The organism is Thiomicrorhabdus chilensis DSM 12352 (assembly GCF_000483485.1).
GTDB lineage: Bacteria > Pseudomonadota > Gammaproteobacteria > Thiomicrospirales > Thiomicrospiraceae > Thiomicrorhabdus > Thiomicrorhabdus chilensis.
Genome location: NZ_KI519609.1, coordinates 892,137 through 912,840, shown reverse-complemented (window position 1 = coordinate 912,840; position 20,704 = coordinate 892,137). Strand labels below are relative to the sequence as shown.

The 20,704-nt window shown below is 45.8% G+C and carries 19 protein-coding genes; 5 read left to right on the top strand and 14 right to left on the bottom strand.

The window, feature by feature from the left end:
• Nucleotides 1-3: 3 nt before the first annotated feature.
• The 4 genes from flgC to B076_RS0104300 form a co-directional block, all read right to left on the bottom strand.
• Nucleotides 4-414: a flagellar basal body rod protein FlgC gene (gene flgC, locus B076_RS0104315; RefSeq protein WP_028486227.1), complete on the bottom strand. Its 411-nt coding sequence runs from the start codon at nt 412-414 to the stop codon at nt 4-6.
• Between the two features lie 35 nt (nt 415-449).
• Nucleotides 450-848 carry a flagellar basal body rod protein FlgB gene (flgB, locus tag B076_RS0104310; RefSeq protein ID WP_028486226.1) on the bottom strand — a complete coding sequence of 133 codons (399 nt, stop codon included), beginning with the start codon at nt 846-848 and terminating at the stop codon, nt 450-452.
• Between the two features lie 538 nt (nt 849-1,386).
• Nucleotides 1,387-2,643: a hypothetical protein gene (locus B076_RS0104305; protein ID WP_245566314.1), complete on the bottom strand. Its 1,257-nt coding sequence runs from the start codon at nt 2,641-2,643 to the stop codon at nt 1,387-1,389.
• Between the two features lie 22 nt (nt 2,644-2,665).
• Nucleotides 2,666-3,643 (bottom strand): chemotaxis protein, encoded by a 978-nt coding sequence (locus B076_RS0104300; protein ID WP_028486224.1) that lies wholly within the window; start codon nt 3,641-3,643, stop codon nt 2,666-2,668.
• A gap of 104 nt (nt 3,644-3,747) precedes the next feature.
• Between B076_RS0104300 and flgA the strand changes: the two genes are divergently transcribed.
• The 4 genes from flgA (at nt 3,748) to B076_RS0104280 (ending at nt 6,201) form a co-directional block, all read left to right on the top strand.
• Nucleotides 3,748-4,467 (top strand): flagellar basal body P-ring formation chaperone FlgA, encoded by a 720-nt coding sequence (flgA, locus tag B076_RS0104295; protein ID WP_028486223.1) that lies wholly within the window; start codon nt 3,748-3,750, stop codon nt 4,465-4,467.
• A 109-nt stretch (nt 4,468-4,576) separates the two neighbouring features.
• The gene (gene flgM / locus B076_RS0104290; protein ID WP_028486222.1) at nt 4,577-4,888 is read left to right on the top strand and encodes a flagellar biosynthesis anti-sigma factor FlgM; all 312 of its coding nucleotides are present in this window, start codon (nt 4,577-4,579) and stop codon (nt 4,886-4,888) included.
• Nucleotides 4,889-4,942: 54 nt separating this feature from the next.
• Nucleotides 4,943-5,410 (top strand): flagellar export chaperone FlgN, encoded by a 468-nt coding sequence (gene flgN, locus B076_RS0104285; RefSeq protein WP_157753510.1) that lies wholly within the window; start codon nt 4,943-4,945, stop codon nt 5,408-5,410.
• Nucleotides 5,411-5,613: 203 nt separating this feature from the next.
• Entirely contained in the window at nt 5,614-6,201 is a 588-nt protein-coding gene (locus tag B076_RS0104280) for a PilZ domain-containing protein (RefSeq protein ID WP_028486220.1), read from the top strand.
• Between the two features lie 144 nt (nt 6,202-6,345).
• Here B076_RS0104280 and B076_RS0104275 read toward each other — a convergent pair whose 3' ends face one another.
• The 7 genes from B076_RS0104275 to fnr form a co-directional block, all read right to left on the bottom strand.
• Nucleotides 6,346-6,633: a hypothetical protein gene (locus tag B076_RS0104275; protein WP_028486219.1), complete on the bottom strand. Its 288-nt coding sequence runs from the start codon at nt 6,631-6,633 to the stop codon at nt 6,346-6,348.
• Between the two features lie 59 nt (nt 6,634-6,692).
• A complete protein-coding gene (locus B076_RS0104270; protein ID WP_028486218.1) occupies nt 6,693-7,241 on the bottom strand; it encodes an LPP20 family lipoprotein in 549 nt (182 codons plus the stop codon).
• Nucleotides 7,242-7,532: 291 nt separating this feature from the next.
• The gene (locus B076_RS0104260) at nt 7,533-8,600 is read right to left on the bottom strand and encodes a hypothetical protein (RefSeq protein WP_157753509.1); all 1,068 of its coding nucleotides are present in this window, start codon (nt 8,598-8,600) and stop codon (nt 7,533-7,535) included.
• Nucleotides 8,601-8,690: 90 nt separating this feature from the next.
• Nucleotides 8,691-9,992 (bottom strand): penicillin-binding protein activator, encoded by a 1,302-nt coding sequence (locus tag B076_RS0104255; RefSeq protein WP_157753508.1) that lies wholly within the window; start codon nt 9,990-9,992, stop codon nt 8,691-8,693.
• Between the two features lie 108 nt (nt 9,993-10,100).
• Nucleotides 10,101-12,737: an aminopeptidase N gene (pepN, locus tag B076_RS0104250; protein WP_028486214.1), complete on the bottom strand. Its 2,637-nt coding sequence runs from the start codon at nt 12,735-12,737 to the stop codon at nt 10,101-10,103.
• 99 nt (nt 12,738-12,836) lie between these two features.
• Entirely contained in the window at nt 12,837-13,358 is a 522-nt protein-coding gene (gene pal / locus B076_RS0104245; protein WP_028486213.1) for a peptidoglycan-associated lipoprotein Pal, read from the bottom strand.
• 61 nt (nt 13,359-13,419) lie between these two features.
• Nucleotides 13,420-14,169 carry a fumarate/nitrate reduction transcriptional regulator Fnr gene (gene fnr, locus B076_RS12070; RefSeq protein ID WP_051347164.1) on the bottom strand — a complete coding sequence of 250 codons (750 nt, stop codon included), beginning with the start codon at nt 14,167-14,169 and terminating at the stop codon, nt 13,420-13,422.
• 492 nt (nt 14,170-14,661) lie between these two features.
• Here fnr and B076_RS0104235 point away from each other — a divergent pair, with 492 nt between their 5' ends.
• Nucleotides 14,662-15,864, top strand: a complete 1,203-nt coding sequence (locus B076_RS0104235) for a PfkB family carbohydrate kinase (RefSeq protein ID WP_028486212.1) — start codon at nt 14,662-14,664, stop codon at nt 15,862-15,864.
• A 109-nt stretch (nt 15,865-15,973) separates the two neighbouring features.
• Here B076_RS0104235 and rlmB read toward each other — a convergent pair whose 3' ends face one another.
• The 3 genes from rlmB to B076_RS0104220 form a co-directional block, all read right to left on the bottom strand.
• Entirely contained in the window at nt 15,974-16,711 is a 738-nt protein-coding gene (gene rlmB / locus B076_RS0104230) for a 23S rRNA (guanosine(2251)-2'-O)-methyltransferase RlmB (RefSeq protein ID WP_028486211.1), read from the bottom strand.
• Nucleotides 16,708-19,044 (bottom strand): ribonuclease R, encoded by a 2,337-nt coding sequence (gene rnr, locus B076_RS0104225; RefSeq protein WP_028486210.1) that lies wholly within the window; start codon nt 19,042-19,044, stop codon nt 16,708-16,710. Before rnr ends, rlmB begins: the two co-directional genes overlap by 4 nt.
• 123 nt (nt 19,045-19,167) lie before the next feature.
• A complete protein-coding gene (locus B076_RS0104220; protein ID WP_028486209.1) occupies nt 19,168-20,580 on the bottom strand; it encodes a dihydrolipoyl dehydrogenase in 1,413 nt (470 codons plus the stop codon).
• Nucleotides 20,581-20,704: the final 124 nt, after the last annotated feature.

The following is a 20,704-nucleotide window of genomic DNA, read 5'->3' as shown; positions in this document are numbered from 1 at the left end:
TCCTTACTTGCCAAGCTGAATGGTTCTTAACAAAAGCTGTTTAGAGGTGTTCATCACCTCGATATTGGTTTCATAGGAACGCGAGGCCGACATCATATTGGCCATCTCTTCCACCACATTGACATTAGGACGATAGATATAACCTTCCTCGTTTGCCATCGGATGGTTCGGGTTGTATTCCATCTTAAGCGGTGCCTGATTCTCAACAATCTCTTTGATACGCACGCCGCCTTTGGGTTCCATCGTAGTTTGATCCATAATGGTCTGAAAAACCGGCTGTTTGGAACGATACGTCTCCTCCTTATTGGAGCTGACACTATCGGCATTGGCCATATTGGAAGCCACCGTATTCAAACGCACGGTCTGCGCATGCATGGCCGAAGCGGAAATATCTAAAATATTAAACATGGACATCTGAAACGCCCTCCGTTATTTCAATCTTAAACAGATTATTCACCGCGCAACGCGCCTCGAATCCCTGAAATTTTGCTATCGATAAACTCAAGCGTCGCTTGATGCTGCATGCCGTTTTCCATAAACTTGGCTTTTTCCACATGCGCTTCCACCGTATTGCCATCCAGCGAAGGCTGAGTAGGCATTCGATATTTCAAAAAACTTTCGGTCGTGGTTTCTGCAAACCCGCTTATATGACGGGCATTGGTTTTGACCAAATCTGGCTTGGATTGAGACTGACTCTCTTCCGCCTGAGTGATCGCCTGACGAAAATCAATATCCCTTGCCTTAAAATTCGGGGTATCGGCATTGGCCAAATTATTCGCCAACACTTCACCACGTGCCGTACGAATCTGTAACGCACGTTCATGAATACCAAAAATAGATTCTGCCATCTCAACTCCTTCGTGATCCATCATAAGGCCGTTTTTTTACGCCCTATGACCACCAAACCGAATTAAATCTCATGCTTGGTCTTTAGCAATTCAAATGCCAACGAAGAAATAAAATGCTTTTTTAAATGAAAAAAGGCTAAAGTTTTTTAGAAATCGGCCGAGAGGTATCGTTTAAGGGGGGGCAATCCCCTTTCAGGCACCGCCATCAAAAGGCCTAAAAGGCAAAACAAGCAGGCCTGGTCATTTTTTTGACACCCCTTAAATTAAATCAAACAATTTAAACAAAAACCCAGGGTGAGCATCTGACACAACGGAATGAGCAAAATAAATGATATGAATCGATACTCTATTTTCTGTTAAGGGACAGCGCAACGCAAAAAACACAAACAGAAAAAAGTGTGGCTAAAGAAAACCTTAAGAAAAAACAGACTGGAATGACAAACTCACTAGAAAAACCAAAACCTGTGCTTTCTAGGATTCCAAAAAAACACAAAGCCGCAAAAACTTGCGGCCACAAGAAAAGATTAGAACTTAGGCATTACCAGGCTTTAACTGAATCGCCCACCTGAACCACTCCTTTTTTGGCGACCAATTCAGCCACCGCAAAACGTGGCAGGATGCGTTTTATCTTCAGAAAAGCCGCCGGAGATTCGTCCATTCCCAGATCCACACCTTGAAACTGAACGGCTCTGCCCTGACGATGGTACACCGCCAACTGGTCCCCCACCTTGGCACCGGAATCGGCATTCAAATAAATGACATATTCATCATTGCGCACATCAATGATCTGCGTCTCCAGGGGTTCACAGCGCAAGGCGGAAACCACGTCATTGACCTGCTGATGGAGTAAAGCATGAAACGCGGTTCCGGTGTCAGTGGCGAAAAAGGCGTTACTGCCAAATGGCCGATCCCGACCCACTCGAACCTCGCCTTTGACATCGAAGCCTGCACGCTGCTGATGCACTAAGGTACGTTTAACCAAATCCACCAGGTACCAATCCACTTCCAAATGACGGGTATCGGGTTTGACCTCCAGATTATAGAAGCGTTTAAGCTGGTTCAAATAAGGCTGGTCTTCGGCATGGGATGACAGCGAACGCACCACCGTCAACATCACAAACTGGGCACCGGTACGATCGCGAATCGGATCCAGCAGTTCCTTTGAAAGGTTAGGCAAAATGACGCCGTTTTCAATCAAGCCGATTTGCGCATCCAGCACTGTCAAATTGCGATAACCACTGCCGGCCAGACGGCGTTGCAACTCGGTTTGGTAACCCGGCACAATATTGGCGATGTCGCGGGCTTGATAACTTTTTGCGACCACCACCGGGGCAATCGCCAAACGTGTCTGATAATGATTGCCTGCAAGATTTTGACAGGCCTGTGGATCTTCCGTCAGGCAGACTTTCATTTTGACTCGGTAATGCAACGGGCGTTTGATCGCTTCGCCGTATTCATCAAAAGGCTCTTCCAAGCCTTCGTCCAGCACCTGATAACTCTCCACCTTGCTATTGGAGGTAAAGCGTGTGGCATCACGGGTCAGTTGATAGTTTTCCAGGGACTGATCCGAAGAGATCGTGACATTATTATTCAAACTGGCGAAACTCAGGCCGTTGCGGATCGCCATCTGACGGGCAAACATCTCATCCACTCCATCTGTCGATGCGGTTCCGGTGACAATTACACAGGCTCCGTTTTGATCATCAAAAAAGACGTCTTCCTCGGAAGGTGCGCTGCACACCGCGGTTGAACAGAGCATGAACGCCGCCCATAAAATCCCCTGCCATCGTTTCATATCCAAGCCCATTTAATATCGACTAATCTTCTTGTAAGGCTTCACGTTGTCTTGAAACCTCATCAATGCGGTTGACAATCACTCTTGCCAACTCCTCACCATGCCACTTGGACAGAAATATGTTTGCCCCGACTTTCTCGGTCAGGGACTCATTGAAACCACCGCTCAAGGATGAGTTCAACACCACATAAAGGTCTTTTAAACGCTCGTCCTTACGAATACTGGTGGTCAAGGTATAACCATCCATTTCTGGCATTTCAATATCCGAAATGACCATCAGTACCCGGTCGCTGATCTTAGGCGCAATCCCTGCATCCGCTTCATCAGCCCACTTTTTCAAGTAATCCAGCGCTTTCTTGCCATTGCTCAGGATTTTATTTTGAATACCGAGTTTATCCAGCGTATTTTTTAACTGGGTACGAGCAACGGTTGAGTCGTCCGCCCCCAATACAAAGTATCCATGACCACTGGTTTTGGTTTTTTGAGAAGAGACAAACTCGTCCGACATGCCTTCTGGCAGCCCGGACACTTCAGCCAAGACCTTCTCGACATCGACAATCTCAACAATCTGATCACGTGCACGGGTAATGCCCGTTAAATAATTGACACCCTGCAGACTGTCCGGCGGAGGCAAAATGTCCTCCCAGCGCAGATGGACGATTCGATCCACGTCTTTTACCAGGAAGCCCTGAACAGAACTATTAAATTCGGTCACAATGGTCAAACTTTCGGAATAATTTTCTTCATGAATCGCATCCAGATCCAATGCCTTTGCCAGATCGATCATCGGCATGGTCAAACCGCGAATATCCGACACACCCACCACTCTTGGATCCGACTTGGGCACGCATGAAATCTCCGGAGTACGGATGACCTCTCTGACTTTGAAGACATTAATGCCAAACAGCTGTTCACCTTTAATGGTAAATAACAGCAGCTCCATACGGTTCATACCAGCCAAGGATGTTCTTTGGTCAACCCCTTTTAAAAAGCTCGACATTGTTTCCTACCTTATCCATCTATTAAATATTGTTCACTGACTTAACCACTCACTATAGCCTAAGCGCTCTTAAAAGTCGTTTAAAGTCATGTTAGACTGAATCCATGCGAAATAAACACTTTAACATGATTCTTTTCTGGGTTGCATTGCTGGCGCAATCATTTGCGCTTGCTGGCAATACCCAGCCTCAAACAGAGGAATCTCAATCGCTTGAAATCATTCATGAACAAGCGATGAGTTTCCTTAAGCAAAAAGTTGACCAAAAATTAATTGAGCCCAAAATCCAACTCAAAAAACTCAACCAACGTTTACGTTTACCGCAATGCCAGTCCGCATTGGAAATTGTGGACCGTTCCCAAGGAAAGTACACCGGCCGTGTGACTCTTGGGGTTAAATGTCACTCGCCCAGCTGGCAAACCTTTGTGACCGCCAAAATCGACGGCAAACTTCCTGTGGTTGTCAGCACTCAAGGAATACTCAAACAGGCCGTTATAAAACCTGAAGACGTTAAATTGACTTATTTACACTACAAAAAAGTCCCCAATGACCATCTGATTTCAGCTGAAAAAGCCATTGGTATGCGGGCAAAAAAAGCCATTGCCCCAAATGAAGTACTCATTATCCGAGACTTACAACCGCCCTACTGGGTTCTGAAAAAACATAACGTGACCTTGATTACCCAAATCGGGGGGATTGAGGTGAAGACCAAAGGGGTTGCTTTGCAAAGCGCAGTGGAACGTCAGCAGGTCGAGGTGGAAAACAGCGCTTCGAAAAAAGTTGTGAAAGGCATAGTTATTGCTCCAAACACGGTACTGGTACCTTAATTATTTTTTGTAAAAAAACATTAAAGCTTTCCAAATGATGCCGATAACTCTATTAGAATATTAGAATCATTGGTAGAATGACTGCCATAAAGGTGTGAGGCCAAACATTATGGATATCAAAAATCTTAATACAAATGTGTCATCAGGACGTGCTCCGGAGCAATTGAAAACTCAGGAAAAAATGACCGGTGCAAACGATTCAAATGCCAAGACGTCTGACGGCGTGGCAGACAAAGTCACCTTGACCGGCATGCTGACACAGGTCAGAGATCTTGAACAAAAAGCCGACAAAGTAGATATCGACAATTCGGATCGCATTGCCAGTTTGAAAGCTTCCATTGCCGATGGTTCTTATCAGGTTAATGCGCAAAAAGTGGCTGAAAAACTGATTCAGTCTGATACTTTATTGTCCAGCCTGTAGATCTGAAGCTTAGTTAAGATGGCCTCCCTGATTGCCATATCGGATTTTGATAAAATGCGATTTTCCTCACAAATCGATGTTTTAAATACGTTATTGCATGAATTTCACGAAATCTTACAGACCGAATCTTCCATGCTCAAACAGCCTCCCAGCGAGGCGTTGAGTGCAACTCTCGAAAAAAAAGCCACGGCGGCCCAGCAGCTTGAATCCGCACTGCATGATCTTGAAACCCTGTTAAAGCCCCACAGCAACGGAGCTAGTTTGATGGATCTGGCAAGAAACAACGCCTTTTCAGCCATCTCAGACTCATTACAGGTGAAAGTTGACGACATCATGAAACTGAGTCAAGCTTGCCACGATATGAATATCTCCAACGGCATTGCGATTCAGATACTCAGCAATATCAATGAGTTTTCAATCGATTTGCTGACAGGCAAAACGACTGCAGAGGTGAAGCTTTACGGCTCTTCCGGCGAAAAGCAGCTTCACAGCAAAAGCCAATCGACTTTGGGTAAAGCTTAAAACACGATTACCCTCTCCCACAACAAGCAATAGTCTAAAAACCTGAGGGGTTTACCTATTGGTTACTTGAACTTGGCTTAATTTCTGCTAATCTCAACTCAATCTCTTATGATGGTTCCACTCTATAACCACATGAGAACCTGCAATCATTTGTTTTGGGTGAACCGATTCCAAACAAATCAGACAAGTGAAGTGAAATTAAGATGAAAAATGACCAACGTTTATTTTTTAGAATTGACGTCATGATGCCGTGTAGCTACCGCATCATCCCTCAAGAAGATTTGGAAAAAGTTGTTCTGCCTGACAATCCGGACTCCAAATACATTGAAGAATATTTCATGCAGAACCTGACTCAACTGGATGAACAAATCAATGAAGTCATTGGCCAAATCAACCAGAAAAGCAGTTTACTGGCTTCCGCCTTAATGGCCATGAACAGTAAAATTAATTTCATGATGCAAACCATTGACGCCAGTCAACTGACACGCGCCATTCCCCAAAGGCTGGTCAATTTAAGCGGCGGCGGCATCTCTTTCAATATCAACGAACCGGTCAACCTGACCGATAAGGTCGACTTGTTGATTCAACCCTTGGAAAATGAGTCTCCGATTTTGGTGCGCTGTGATGTCATCCAGGCTTCACCTGTTGTCGATGACGAAGAGTGTTTTAACGTGTCGCTGAGTTACCAGAACCTATCTGAAGACGATCGTAGAAAGCTGGTGTTTTTCATCCAGTCTAAAGAAATTGAAGCGGCTCGCCAACAGCGTGATGAAAATGCACCAGGCCTGTAAGCCCTAAGACCATCAATACAAATTAAGAAACAAAAAAAGCCCGGCAATCTCAATCAGACTGCCGGGCTTTTTATTATTTGAGTAATATGAACAGGCCTGCCCAAAAAACCAGCTTGTGGCTACGATGATTCGGTTCGCAAGCGTTCAGGGGAACATGTAACGCTTGTCTTCACCCTTGCCTTTTTTCTCGGCTTCCATTTGCTTGACAATTTTTTCCACCTTGCTCTGCAAGTCGTCAACCGAACTGAGTTTTTGATTCACCCGATTCTCATAAGCTTTACGGGCCGAGCTTTCCGCTTTGATCTGCCTATCCTGCTTGGAGACCTTGCCTTCCAACACCCTTACCCGGGTACTGATGCTGGCGGCCTGAGCCACCTCCCCCCAAGCAAACAAGGCAAGCAACGCCGAGATCAATATTTTGTGTTTAGTCATGCACCACACTCCCAACCAATAAAACCGAATCAGACTCCTTTGGGCTTAACGCACAAGAATCAATAAGTGCCAGCTTCATAACAATTTACACAGGCTTCACTCGGTGTCATCGCCGCTGCGGAAGATGAACTGTAAATGAAGGCATCTTCAAAAAAGCTCTTATCAACGTAAACTTCAAGCACAGTCTCATAGTTTTGATCGGCCATAGGCGTCACGCTGACAACACGGGCACCACGCACAACCGCATTCACACGGGCACGAAAACTGTCATTTTTTGCCGTCAAAGTAGAGATGGCGGTATTACTGTCAATTTTAATGCCGTATAACTGTTCGGCCAAAGCTCGGTAAGCATCCAGCTTTGAGGCTCTAATCGCCATCAAACGTCGCTGACCCGGAGTATAGGCTGCAAACGTGCTTTCCGCACCATAACCGATGCCGTTTATTTTAATGCGCTCTGGCTTTCTATAGACCACAGCCGGTGGCGTCGGCTTTGGCTTGCTCTCAACCATAGGGGCTTGAGATGAACCTTGCATTGAAGAGGGTGTTGAACATCCTGCCAAGGAAGCCGATGCCAATATACTCGCAATTAATAAGGTGCGTTTTTTCATGACTTTCTCCATTACTTACTCAAATAATAAGGTTTTTCATATTGACGACGCTGTACATAATCCTGACGATCACAGATACCGCTGACCTGACTGCATCGTAAATCTTTTAAATTGTAAGTTTGCCCAACAGTGTAATCCTGTGGTATCAAACTCGTTTCATAATAATCCGGAAGCTGGTATTGCCCTCCGGAGAAAATACTGCAAGCAACCAACCCGGGGGACAAAGCGACGAGAAACAATCCTTTCAAGTATTTTGACAACTTCATCCCACAGACCTCTTACTTTTAAATTTTAAGGATATGAGTCAGGATTGGCCTGATCATACATCTCGCCATAAGGGGCTGAATATTGATAACCTGGGGCTTTTGCCGCCGGTTTGGCCTTGTCTTCCGCTTTGGGTGCTTTAACCTGTTGATCGATCATCTGCTTTTCAACCAGCTTGATGGAGTGCAATACCTTGCTGTATTGTCCCTGAAGCTGTTTCACACGTTTATTCACCTCATCGATGCGTTTTTGGGCCCGGCTCATCTTGGAATAAATCGAATTGAGCTTATCGGTAACCACCGGATTGGTGGCAACCGGAGCTTGCACAACCGGAGCCACTTGCGCAGCGACTGGTTGCACGGGCTTTTGTGCCTGCGGAGCCGCTGTGTTATTCGCCCCTCCGGGAACATTTCCTGAATTAGTCGTCCCTGCGACAGATGGAACACTGGCTGGTTTATCCAAAGCGGTAATGTCCGCAGTCAATTGCTCGATTTGGAAACTTAATGCATCCATTTTCTTTTCAATCGACTGCATCGTCTTACTACTCGAACTATTTGCCAAGGTGTTGCGCTCGGTGCCCGCCTTGATGTCTTCGATCATAGTATGAGTTTCGTCATCCAAACCACTGGATGCGGAGATAGCGCCCCAAATTCCGATACTGATTGCGATCAATGCCAATACAATGAGTGTCGAACCAAAAATAATAATAAGTTTCTTTATTGCATCCATTTCTGCCGCCGATAATCCATTTTTAGATTGTTTTTTTGCTGCCGATCTTTTTGAAAGGAAATCATCCGGATCGGGATCTGAATCCTGTACCCTTTTAACTGGTGCCTCCTCGGCAACCGAGGGTCTTGCGGGTTCGTCAACAACGTCATCAAGATCAATAAGGGGTTCATCGTCGGCAACAGACTTTGTCTCAGCCTCTAATTCAGGCTCATCAATCTGTTCGTCCACGACATCAACCTTCTGCTCCTTTTCGTCCGGCAAAGCGTCTTCACCAAGGCCTTCACTCACCTCTTGTTCCGCTTCATCTAGGAGCGCATCAATACTGTCAAGATCATTAGGATCGAAAGTTTCATCCACTGATGCCACAAACTTTTCCTTTTCTATTTCATTATGGGAAAAACCCTATCCAGCACATCAAGTCCAGCTTTCAGGACGGTGCCTACACAAGGTGAGCACTCATTGAAAATAGAACTGATAGGCTTCGACTGGTTGTAACTGTTTGTCGTCTAACCAATACACACTGGGCAATAACTGCAATTCGGCTTGGTGATCACTTACTAATTCGCCCGCTTGCGAATAGGCAAGATGCTGACGCGCTTTTAAAACAAGCGAATTATTCACAGTTTCTGCCACCAATTGACCTAAAGCATAAAATAGGCCATTTTTTCCATAGAGACTGTTTTCGACATCATTTTCTTCTTCGGCAAGGGTGAGATAAGGCGGGATAAACGCATAGGTTTGTTGCCAGGAAGGCAGCAAGGACAGGAGTTCGGAGCGGCTTGGATACACTGAGGGGTACCACAGGCTCATACTCGAATTAAGGTGATAAAAATTGATTAAAGGTTTGATTTGAACGGCATCGTCTACCTGCAAAAAATGCACAATCGCATCAATATCTTGCCGGGCACGCGGCTCAAATTCCAGATCGCTCTGCAGGTTTCTTTGCAGCCAGTTCTTACGAGAGCGGGATCGGGTCACATTCAACGCATCTTGCAAAGATTGGTCTACCGATTCGCCGACCTCTGCGACCTGAAAATGCATAAACGCGTCGGATTTCAACCAGGCCTGCTCAAATTCAAACGCCAATTTTCTGGCCCCTTCATTCTCTTTAGCCAATATCAAAAGATGCTGCAAACCGGTTTGCTGAATAAAGCTTGCCAACTGTTGCAAGCCTTTCTCTTTATTGGGGGCCAATCCCTTTTCCGAGGCGCTGAACTGTGCCAATTGATTTAGGTAAAGAGTGGGAATACCCGTATGCAGAGCCTGCCACGCCACCGCATTACGCTTATCCAAAGGACCGATAATGAAATCCGGTGAATACAGTTTGACCAACTCCCAGAGCTCGAACATCTGCTCATAAATAGCACTGTCCAGCACAACAAACGGTTTTTGGTAAGGCCAGTGAAGCTTTAGTGCGGTCAAAATGGCTTCACCCGCTGCAGCATATTGACCACTTAAGGGCAACAGCACAATCACATTGCTTTGCGCATCCGGCAACTTAAAAGACTGTTCATAGGAATCCGACACCTGCATGGCTTGCTCTTGAGAGGCCGCCGCTTTTAGGTTTTCAAACCGGGCTTGAAAACCCGGCAATAGATCCATCGCTTGCAATTGCTCTAGGTATTGGGATAACGCGCGCTGATTTCCGTTGCTTTTAGCGAGTTCGGCACGCAACAATACAATTTCCTGATCGATTTGCTGAATCTGCTTTTCCAACCCCACCGGATCGGAGCCGGGTTGCACGGCAAGGCTTGCCACCGGATAAAAACTCCCCAAAAATAGACAAAAGCCAATTTTATAAGCCAATCTGCCCCTTCGCGTCATCTCAACCCTCACCATTCAAGCAATTGTTACCTGCCATTTAGCTTACTCTGCCAATGACTTGGAAACAATCTCATAGACATCTTTAGATAGGCTGTCTACCGACAATATTTTTTGCAAAGCGGATTTCATAAATGCTTGGCGCTGTTGATCGTAACGTTGCCAATGGGTAAATGGAGCCACAATTCTCGCCGCCACTTGAGGGTTAATGCCATCAAGTTTAATCACCTGGTTTGCTAAAAACTCATAGCCCCTGCCATCTGCACGATGGAACCCCAGTAAATTTACACGTCCGAACACCCCAAGCACACTGCGAACCCGATTTGGGTTTTCATATTTGAAATCCTTATGTTCAACCAATGCCTGAACATGTTCAAGTGCGTGAAGATGATGAGAACCCGACTGCAACGCGAACCATTTGTCCAACACCAAGGGATCATGCTGCCAAGTCTCGTAAAAGGATTGCAAACACCCATCTCTTTGCGCATGATCGGTATGAGCGATTGTCTCCAATGCGGCCAATACATCCGTCATATTCTGCTGCGACTGAAACTGCTGCTGACCCAGTTCAAACTGCGATTCCAACAACATCAAATAGCGCAAACAGACATTCTTAAGCATGCGTTGCGCGATATCGGTTTTATGGTAACGGTATGCCTGCTGAACACCTGCCAGCTTGCCGTACATTTCCTGCAATTCAGACTGATAGGTTAGAGCCAATTGCGCTCTCAACCAACGCTGAACCTCATATACGGCATCGACATTGATCACCTCAAACTGTTCACCAATATAGGTTAAATCAGGCATGCTAATCGTTAAGGCAATGAGAGCAGGATCTGCTTCGGAATCCAATAAAACACTGCCAAACGCCTCAATTAAAGCCGTGGAAAGCTCTAAAGGCTGGTCTTTCTCATGACGTTTGATATTGCGTTTAATCTCATTCAACGCCAGGGTTTGGAATGACTCCCAGCGCACAAAGGAATCGCTGTCCGCCCGACTTAACAAACTTAAATCCTGGTCGGCATAATCATACTGAAGGTGCACCGGGGCGGAAAACCCTCGTAAAAGAGAAGGCGTGGGGGGTTCCGGAACATTTTCAAAGGTAAAGGATTGAGAGCCCTCTTGCATCCACAGCAACGCCTGCGTCTGCTGAGTGTTCATCTCCACCTGCGTAGATTCAGCCACCTTTAGAGTCAGTTCTTTACCCTCCTTGGACAACAAACCAACTTTAATCGGAATCAACAAGGGTTGAAAAGCAACCGCTTGATCAGGCAGCGACTGCTGACAGTGCAAGGTGTAAGTCTGCGCAAACGGATCGTAATGCCCTTTGACTTCTAGAGTAGGCGTACCGGACTGAATGTACCAATGATGCATCTGTGACAAATCGACCTGATTAGCATCGGCCATGGCGTTTCTGAAATCCTCGACCGTTACGGCCTGACCGTCATGTCGTTCAAAATAGAGCTTCATGCCTTTTTGGAAGCCCGTTTCACCCAGTAAGGTATGGTACAACCTCACGACCTCCGCCCCTTTCTCATAAACGGTCATGGTATAGAAGTTGTTCATTTCGATATAAGACTGGGGCTGAATCGGATGCGCCATGGGGCCAGAATCTTCCGGAAATTGATTGTTTCTTAAACGCTTCACATCTTCAATTCGTTTGACCGCCGGCGACAACATGTCAGCGGTAAACTCCTGATCCCTAAATACCGTCAAACCCTCTTTCAACGTCAACTGAAACCAATCGCGACAAGTAACTCGGTTACCGGTCCAGTTATGAAAATACTCATGGCCTATGACCGCTTCAATACCTTCATAATCAACATCAGTAGCGGTGTCGGGTTTTGCCAAAACGAACTTGGAGTTGAACACATTCAACCCCTTATTCTCCATAGCCCCCATATTAAAGTCGTCTACCGCCACAATCATGTAGATATCCAAGTCGTAAATCAAACCGAAACGCTCTTCATCCCATTTCATCGAACGCTTCAAGGAATCCATGGCATGCTGGCATTTGTCCAGATTCTGAGGCTCAACATAAATGCGCAAGGCAACCTTGCGACCATCTGCCGTGATGTAATGGTCTTCTATGTGCTTGAGGTTTCCAGCGACCAGTGCAAACAAGTAACTTGGCTTTCGGTAAGGGTCTTCCCAAATGGCATAGTGACGGTTATCAGCAAGCTCTCCGGTTTCAATCAGATTACCGTTAGACAACAAAACCGCATTATCCTGCTTGTCTGCCACGATTTTGGTGGTAAAAAAACTCAGAACATCCGGTCTATCCAAGAAAAAGGTAATCTTTCTGAAGCCTTCCGCTTCACACTGGGTGCAATAATTACCACTGGTACGGTACAAGCCTTCCAAAGAGGTGTTTGACTGCGGTGCGATCTGGGTTACGATTTTCAATTCAAACTGAGGCTTAGATACGTGCAAACTCAGGGATTCGCCTGTTAGCAGGCAGTCTTCGGTCACATCTTCTCCATCCAGCAACACTTGTTTTAAATCCAATTGTTCGCCATCCAAAACCAGTGGCTGTCCAGACTGAATACAACGCACCTGCATAGTATTCGTCACCTTGGTATGTGACGGATTCAACTCAAACTCCAAATACACAGACTCTATATCAAAGACTGGCGGTGTATAGTCGGATAAATAATGGATGCTAGGGGTGACTGAACTCATAAACACTTTTACTCTTGGGATATAAACACTATAAACAAAAAAGCCTTCCCAACTTTCAGGCCGGGAAGGCTCTCTTAGAAACCGAATTAACGCAATGAATTAATATGAAAATTCAGCGCGTCGGTTGGCAGACCAGGCTTCTTCATTATGCGCTTCTGAAACCGGCTTGTCTTCACCAAAGCTGATGACAGTGATACGGTCTGCGCTCACGCCTTCAGCAATCAAGGCGCTCTTAACCGCATTCGCACGACGCTCACCCAAAGCCAGGTTATATTCACGCGTACCGCGCTCATCACAATGTCCACTGACGGTGACATTTGCCGAGCTGTTCGCCATCATGTAATCGGCATTGGCTTTGATCACATCATAAAATTCAGATTTTACTTCAGAGCGATCGAAATCAAAACGCACAACCAGGCCTGCCAACTTTGCCTGCATCTCGGTTAAATCAGTTGCATCAGAAGTAGATTCTGTTACCGCCGTTTCCACTACCGTCTTGTCCATGACTTCTTGGCTCGCGGATTCATCTGCTTCTTCAGTTGTCGGTGTTGAGCTACACCCCACCATCATCAAACTCATGAAGCCAGCTGCAAAAAGAACCTTCAAATTACTAAATTTCATATTACCTTCCATTTCTTTATAAAAACTATTTAAATAGGGCATGCCCAACATTTATGAATAACTATACAACTTTTGCGCACGAGTGGGAATCACAAAAATGATTACCGGCCAGAGATCTCAATGCATTTTCGTCGTGAATGTGAACCTCTTTCTTTTTCCAAGTCACCACCTTCTCTTGGTGCAACTTAGCCAAAATACGCGAGACGGTTTCAGGTGTTAATCCCAAATAAGTGGCTACATCGCGATGCAACACACTCAAACGAAACTCAAGGTAGTGATAGCCACGGCTTTTAAAGCGTTCCGCCATGCTCCAAATGAACTGCGCAATCCGTTGATCGGCATTTTTTTTAGTCAGCAATTCAGAATGCAGTCGCCCTTCCACGACCTCCTTACTCATAATATTGAGTACCTGTTGAGTCAAATGCGGAATTTTGGTGGACAAATCATTCAACTCATTGAACGGCACGGCACAAACACTGGTCACATCCAAGGCCATGGCATTAAACATGTGCACCCTGGAAGCCAAAGCATCAATACCGATTACATCACCAGGCAAATAGAAACCATGAATGATCTCCTCTCCACCGTCGGAAAAAGAATAGACTTTAACGCCACCGGCGCGGATGGCATAAAGTGAAACAAATTTATCACCTGCTGAAAACAACATCTGGTTTTTTTGCAATGGCGCTTTTCTATTGACTATGTCATCCAACTGATTCATCTCATTTTGAGTCAATCCAGTCGGGAAACAAATCTTTTGCAATCCGCAGTTCTGACAACTTGCGTTAAATGCGGTTTTGATCTCTGCCATAATTTTCGCTCTAAGGTAGATGCATAAGGTTGATTGTAGCGCTTTTTAATTTTTTTTCATCCTTGAGATGATTTTTTTATTTTTTTCTTACTTATTTGTAAATAAATAATTCTGATTATTTACCTAAAAAAGCTTACTGTTTAATTTTTAAGCAATTTAATATTTTACGGCTATTTTAAAGCACTTAAGTTGTTTTTTAGAAGATTACTCACAAAGTTATCCACAGCTTTTGTGGATAATACACAGACCTTATTAATGGAATCAAATAGACTTAAAAGGACACCTTATAGTCAATATAAAACAACAAGTTACAATCAATTGTAGATAAAAATTATAGAATAAAAAAATAAAGCGACATATTGCCATGTCAAGTTTTTTAATAAATTTATTCACCGCGCCTTGCTTGACAAACGAAATTCCTAGCGCAGAGGCAAGCTATGCTAAAATCTTGTCCAACCCGAACAATCCATACTGAATCATATAAAGGTCCCCATGGCTAAAATATTAGGAATTGGAAACGCCGTTTTAGACACCGTATTAAAAGTTCCGCACGCCCCGCACGACGACGAGGAGTTGCGTGCCAGTGAACGTTACACTCAAATCGGTGGAAATGTCAGCAACACGCTTTATGTATTGTCCCAACTTGGACACGATACCGCCATCTGCACCACCACCGGTGGGGATAGCGAAGCCAAGCAACTGATCAGCGGACTCAAAGAACGAAACATCAACGTTGACCACATACAACGTTTTATCAAAGGACGCACCCCCTGCTCCTATATCAACCTAAACGCCCAAAATGGCAATCGAGCGATCGTTCACTATCGCGATCTTCCCGAATTGAGTTTTGACCATTTCGCCAAAATTGAAATCGAAGAATACGATTGGCTCCATTTTGAAGGCCGCAACATCGCTAACTTGAAAGGAATGTTTAACATAGCCAAGACCTTTCTCACCCATCAACCCGTCTCATTAGAGGTTGAAAAACCACGAGAAGAGATCGAAGAGCTGCTACCGCAAGCGAACCTGATTTTATTCTCTCATCACTATGCCACAGCCAAAGGCCATGACAATGGTGAAAGTTTATTAAAAGCCATGCAGTCTAAGTTACCTAACAGCCACCTTATCTGCACCTGGGGTGCAAAGGGTGCCTGGCTATGCCCAGCTCAAGGGACAATCCAACACGTTCCTGCTGAGACGGTCTCACCGATTGTAGATACCCTGGGAGCTGGCGACACCTTCAATGCCGCCGTCATCCACCACTTGATTGCCGGAAAGCCGTTGGTCGAAGCGGTACAGGCTGCCAGCCAACTGGCTGCACAAAAGTGCCTTAAGCACGGACTGGACAATTTATTGACTCCTGTCGAGCCCAGCTCCGCGATTGCCAACCTTTCTCAGCTGGGCACCACCAAAACCTTAGTTGTGGAAGACAAGAGTTCAGGAAAATCGGTTGTGCTGATTAAATATGAAAACGTTGTGAAAGCCTATCTGAATAACTGTCCTCACCAAAATGTTCCGCTGAATGAAGCTTACAAAATTGATGTCAATCCATTTGAAAAAACCATGAAATGCTCGGTTCATGACGCGTTCTTTAGAATTGAGGACGGACTCTGCATTGAAGGCCCATGCTGGGATGAACAGCTTGAAGCTTTGGAAGTCAGAACAGATGACAAAGGTGATATTTTCTTACTCTAAGGAAATTCTTCAAGAGTCGTCCCATAAGCTCCATGAGCGATATACATAAAAAAACCGGCAGGCCTGCCGGTTTTTTTTATTTAGGTACATCCTCTAACCACAAAACATCTTAGCGAAGCTGATGGCGCTGGCGATATACTTCGTATAGTGCCACACCGGTGGCCACCGAAACATTCAGACTTTCGGCTACTCCAACCATCGGTATGGCTGCCAGATGATCACAAGCTTCCTTGGTCAACCGACGCAAACCACTCCCTTCAGTGCCCATGACAATCCCGATGGAACCGGTCAGATTATGGTCATATAAGGTTTCATCGGTTTCCCCGGCCATACCAATCATCCACATACCCGACTGCTGCATTGCTTTGATGCTTCGAACAAGATTCGAAACAACAATCAACCTCACATTATCAGCCGCTCCGGAAGCCACCTTGCGAACCGTAGCGTTCATGCCGACCGAATTATGCTTAGGGATAATCACCGCATCGACGCCCACCGCATCCGCCGTTCTTAATATCGCACCCAAGTTATGCGGGTCTTGCACTTCATCCAGAAACAGAAATAACGGATTATCCAGCCCCTCAATCAAAGACTCTAAATCGGATTCATTCATTTGAGGCTTCTGAGCGACCAGGGCCATGACCCCCTGATGATTGCCTTCGGTCACATTGAATGCGGATTTCGGCACGAATTCGGCCGCCACACCCAAAGACTTGGCCTGATCAACCAAAGATTGCTGACGATTGTTCAAGCGGCCTTTGATAACCGACAATCGATAGACCAAATGAGGAGACTGTTTAAGAAACTTTTCTACCGCATGCAGGCCGTAAATAAGCTCTTGTTTCACGACTTGCCTTTGCTGTTGCGGGAACCGCGTTTCTTCTTATTGTAATAACGTTTTTTAGGTCGTTTTTTCGGTTCAGCCTGCTCTTCACTCGCTGGGGTCTCAGATGATGGAGAACCATCTTCGGCCGAGACCTCTTCTTGCGCAGAATCATCCGTGATAAAACGTAAATCGACTTTGCGTTCATCCAAATTAACCTGTGCGACTTGAACTCGAACCCGATCCCCAAGACGATATACTTTTCCAGTACGTTCGCCTTTGAGGCAGTGGCGGGCATTGTCGTAATGGAAGTAATCTTCACCAAGTTCGGTAATGTGAATCAGACCTTCTACATACAATGGATCGATTTCTACAAATAAGCCAAAATTGGTCGCCGCGGTAATAACCGCATCATACTCTTCACCCAAACGGTGGGATAAAAACTCGCATTTAAGAAACGTGACCGCATCTCGTGTCGCTTCGTCTGCACGTCGCTCAGTATCTGAACAGTGTGAGCCCAATTCGGCCATTTTGGCATCATCATACATAAAGCCTTCCACACCCTGCTTCAACCATGCATGACGAATGGCACGATGAACCAGAAGATCCGGATAACGACGAATAGGAGAAGTGAAATGTGTGTAATGCTCATAGTTCAGACCAAAATGGCCTTTATTATCAGGCGTATAAACAGCCTGATTCATACTACGCAGCAACACGGTTTGCACTAAATGCTCATAAGGCTCACCCGCAACTTTAGCGGAAACTTCAGCATAATCATGCGCAGTCGGCTCGTCACCGCCGCCCAGTACCAGACCAAAGTCGGCCAAAAAGGTTCTTAAATTCTTAAGACGCTCTTCCAACGGGGATTCATGCACTCGATAAACAATAGGGATTTTGTGCCATTTCAAATAGCGTGCTGTCGCCACATTGGCCATCAGCATGCACTCTTCTATGAGCTTATGGGCATCGTTACGCACAACAGGAACAATGGCTTCAATCTTCCGCTCTTCATCAAACACAATACGTGTTTCGGTGGTATCAAACTCCAAAGCACCCCTTTCCTCACGCGCTTTCTGCAACACCTTGTAAAGCTCATGCAAGGCTTCCACATGCGGAACCTGCTCTGCAAACTCTTCGCGGTAGGCACTGTTTTTATCGGTCAACATCTCATGGACCTGGGTATAGGTGAGACGTGCTTTCGAGTTCATAACCGCCTGGTAAAACTGGCTGCGATCCAACTTTCCGTCTTCGGTAATGCTTAAATCCGCCACCATACAAAGACGATCCACCTTAGGATTCAAGGAACACAGACCATCCGAAAGCTTAGAAGGCAGCATTGGCACCACACGTTGTGGGAAATACACTGAGTTACCACGCTTCAGAGCTTCTTTATCCAAATCCGTACCCGGCTTTACGTAATGCGAAACATCTGCGATTGCCACCACTAAACGCCAACCATTTTTACGGCGTTTGGCAAATACGGCATCGTCAAAGTCTTTGGTATCCGCGCCATCAATCGTCACCAACTGGAGGCCGCGAAGATCTTTTCGCCCTTCCAAATCGGCCTCGGTTACTTCATCAGGAATCTCCGCCAATTCGGCCAATAACTCTTCCGACCAGGTATTGGGAATATTGTGGTCATGAATTGCGGAATCGATTTCCATGCCAGGTGCCATATAGTCACCAAGCACTTCGACCACTTTACCAATCGGACCTGAACGCAACGAAGGCTGATGAATAACCTCAACCAAAACAATCTGTTCTTCCTTGGCATCCATCAAACCATCTTGCGGAATAAATACGTCCTGGGTAATGCGGGTATTGTTAGGTCTAACCCAAGCCAGACCATCCTCGAACCCAAGCCTACCCAAAATCTGCTTATTGGCGTGCTCGGCGATCTCAACCACCATGCCTTCACGGCGTCCTCTGCGGTCTTCACCGACAACCGATGCGATAATGATGTCGCCATGCAAGACCTTGTGCATCTCTTTTTCAGATAAAAACAGGTCTTTCCCGCCATCTTCTGGAACCACAAATCCAAAGCCGTCAGGGTGACCCAATACACGGCCTTTGATCAGATCCATTTTCTGTAAAAGCCCAAAAGCGCCGCGTCGGTTGCGGATGAGCTGTCCATCTCTGACCATCGCTTTGACTCTGCGCGACAAGGCTTCAAACCGTTCTTCATCTTCTTCTGGCACATCGACCAACTTGGCAATTTGGAACAAACGCAAAGGCTTTTGTGCAGTTTCTAGGACTTCTGAAATGAATTCTCGGCTGGGGATAGGGTTGTCATACTTCTCGGCTTCACGCTGAGCATATGGATCACGTTGTTCTTCTGATTGTTGACTAGTCACTCGATACCATCTAAGTTGAAGCCCGCGGACAGACGATTTGCTCTGTGTATTTTCTACAACAAGACGTTATCGGGGCTAATATTAATTAAAATCCGCCGTATTATACCAAAAAACAGTTAATTTTTATTGCATTACTGTTAATTCTGGCGCAATGCGGTCTTCACTATCGACATACAGTGCATCATACAGATTCTGTATGGCCGACTGCAGAGCCTCCTCAAGCACCGGATGATAAAAAGGCATTTTCACTAAATCCGCAATCGTCATGCCCTGCTCAACCGCCCAGGCCAATAAATGAGTGAAATGTTCTGCATGCGGCATGATCAATTCCCCTCCCAGTAACTTTTTGGTCGACTTATCAGCGTACAGGCAAATCATGCCATGATCTTCATGCATCACAATCGCCCGGCCGTTATTACGCTCAAGATTAAAATTCGCCACCTCTACTTCATCCTGGTTTAAAGACGAGTAAGACATACCAAACATCCCAATATCAGGATCGGTAAAAGCGATTCCCAACGGTGTTTTGCGCTCATAAGCGGTGATATCGGGATAGTTGATGGCGTTAATGGCCGCCATTTTCCCTTCATAACCGGCTTCATGCAGGATAGGGCGAAACGCATTGACATCGCCTGCGATGAAAATAGGCTTATCTTCAACCTGCATCGTATTCAGATCAAACGTAGGCATGCCGCGAGAATCCAACTTAATGCCCGCGGCGTTCAAATCAAGCAGATCCAAGTTGGGGCGTCTACCCAATGACGCGAGCACCACATCCACTTCCACTTCGGAGTTGGAAGTTTTGATCAACACCCCCTGATCGGTTCTTTCAAGTTGAGCCGATTCTCCCAAATGAAGCGGAAAATCTTTTGAAATTAACTCGACTGCCTTTTGAGCCACTTCCGGTGCAGACAATCCGGCAATCCGTTCCTGCATCTCAAATCCGGTTATGGAAACGCCTAATCGCGACATGGCCTGACCCAACTCCAGTCCAATAATACCCAAACCGATCACTGCGATGCGCTCGGGCAAAACGGGGAGTTCAAATAATGTATCACTGGTATGCAATCGATCACCGATAGCTTTCCAAGGCTCAGGAATCACTGGACGTGATCCGGTGGCAATAATAATGCGTTCGGCTTCGATGACCTCGCCATTTACTTCCAGGCGGTTTTCGCCGACAAACTTTGCATATCCAGAAATCAACTGCCCCTCCTTCAAACTGTCGGTGGTGCCCGCTTTCACCCCCGTCGTGAAACGATCTCGCAAACGCCGGACTCGCTGCATCACTTTGGCTGTGTCTACGGTGACAGACTCACTGCCCGCCAATCCAAACTCATCATAATGATGGCGTTTATGGTAAATATTAGCCGACTGAATCATAGCTTTTGAGGGCATGCAACCCACTCGAGCGCACGTCGTGCCATAGTGACCTCCGTTGATGATGACAAAGTCATCAGTCTGTTTACGGATCAAACTTAGAGCAGTCAACCCCGAAGTACCCGCCCCTAAGATGGCATATTTCACTCTACGCATTGCATCCAGCCTCATGTTTTTTATCTTTAATGTTTGACCTCATTTTACTCCGCGGCAAACCGGTTGCAAGCTTAGAACAACATCGACATTAAAGATTCATAATAAAGACTGAAAATCATTGCGA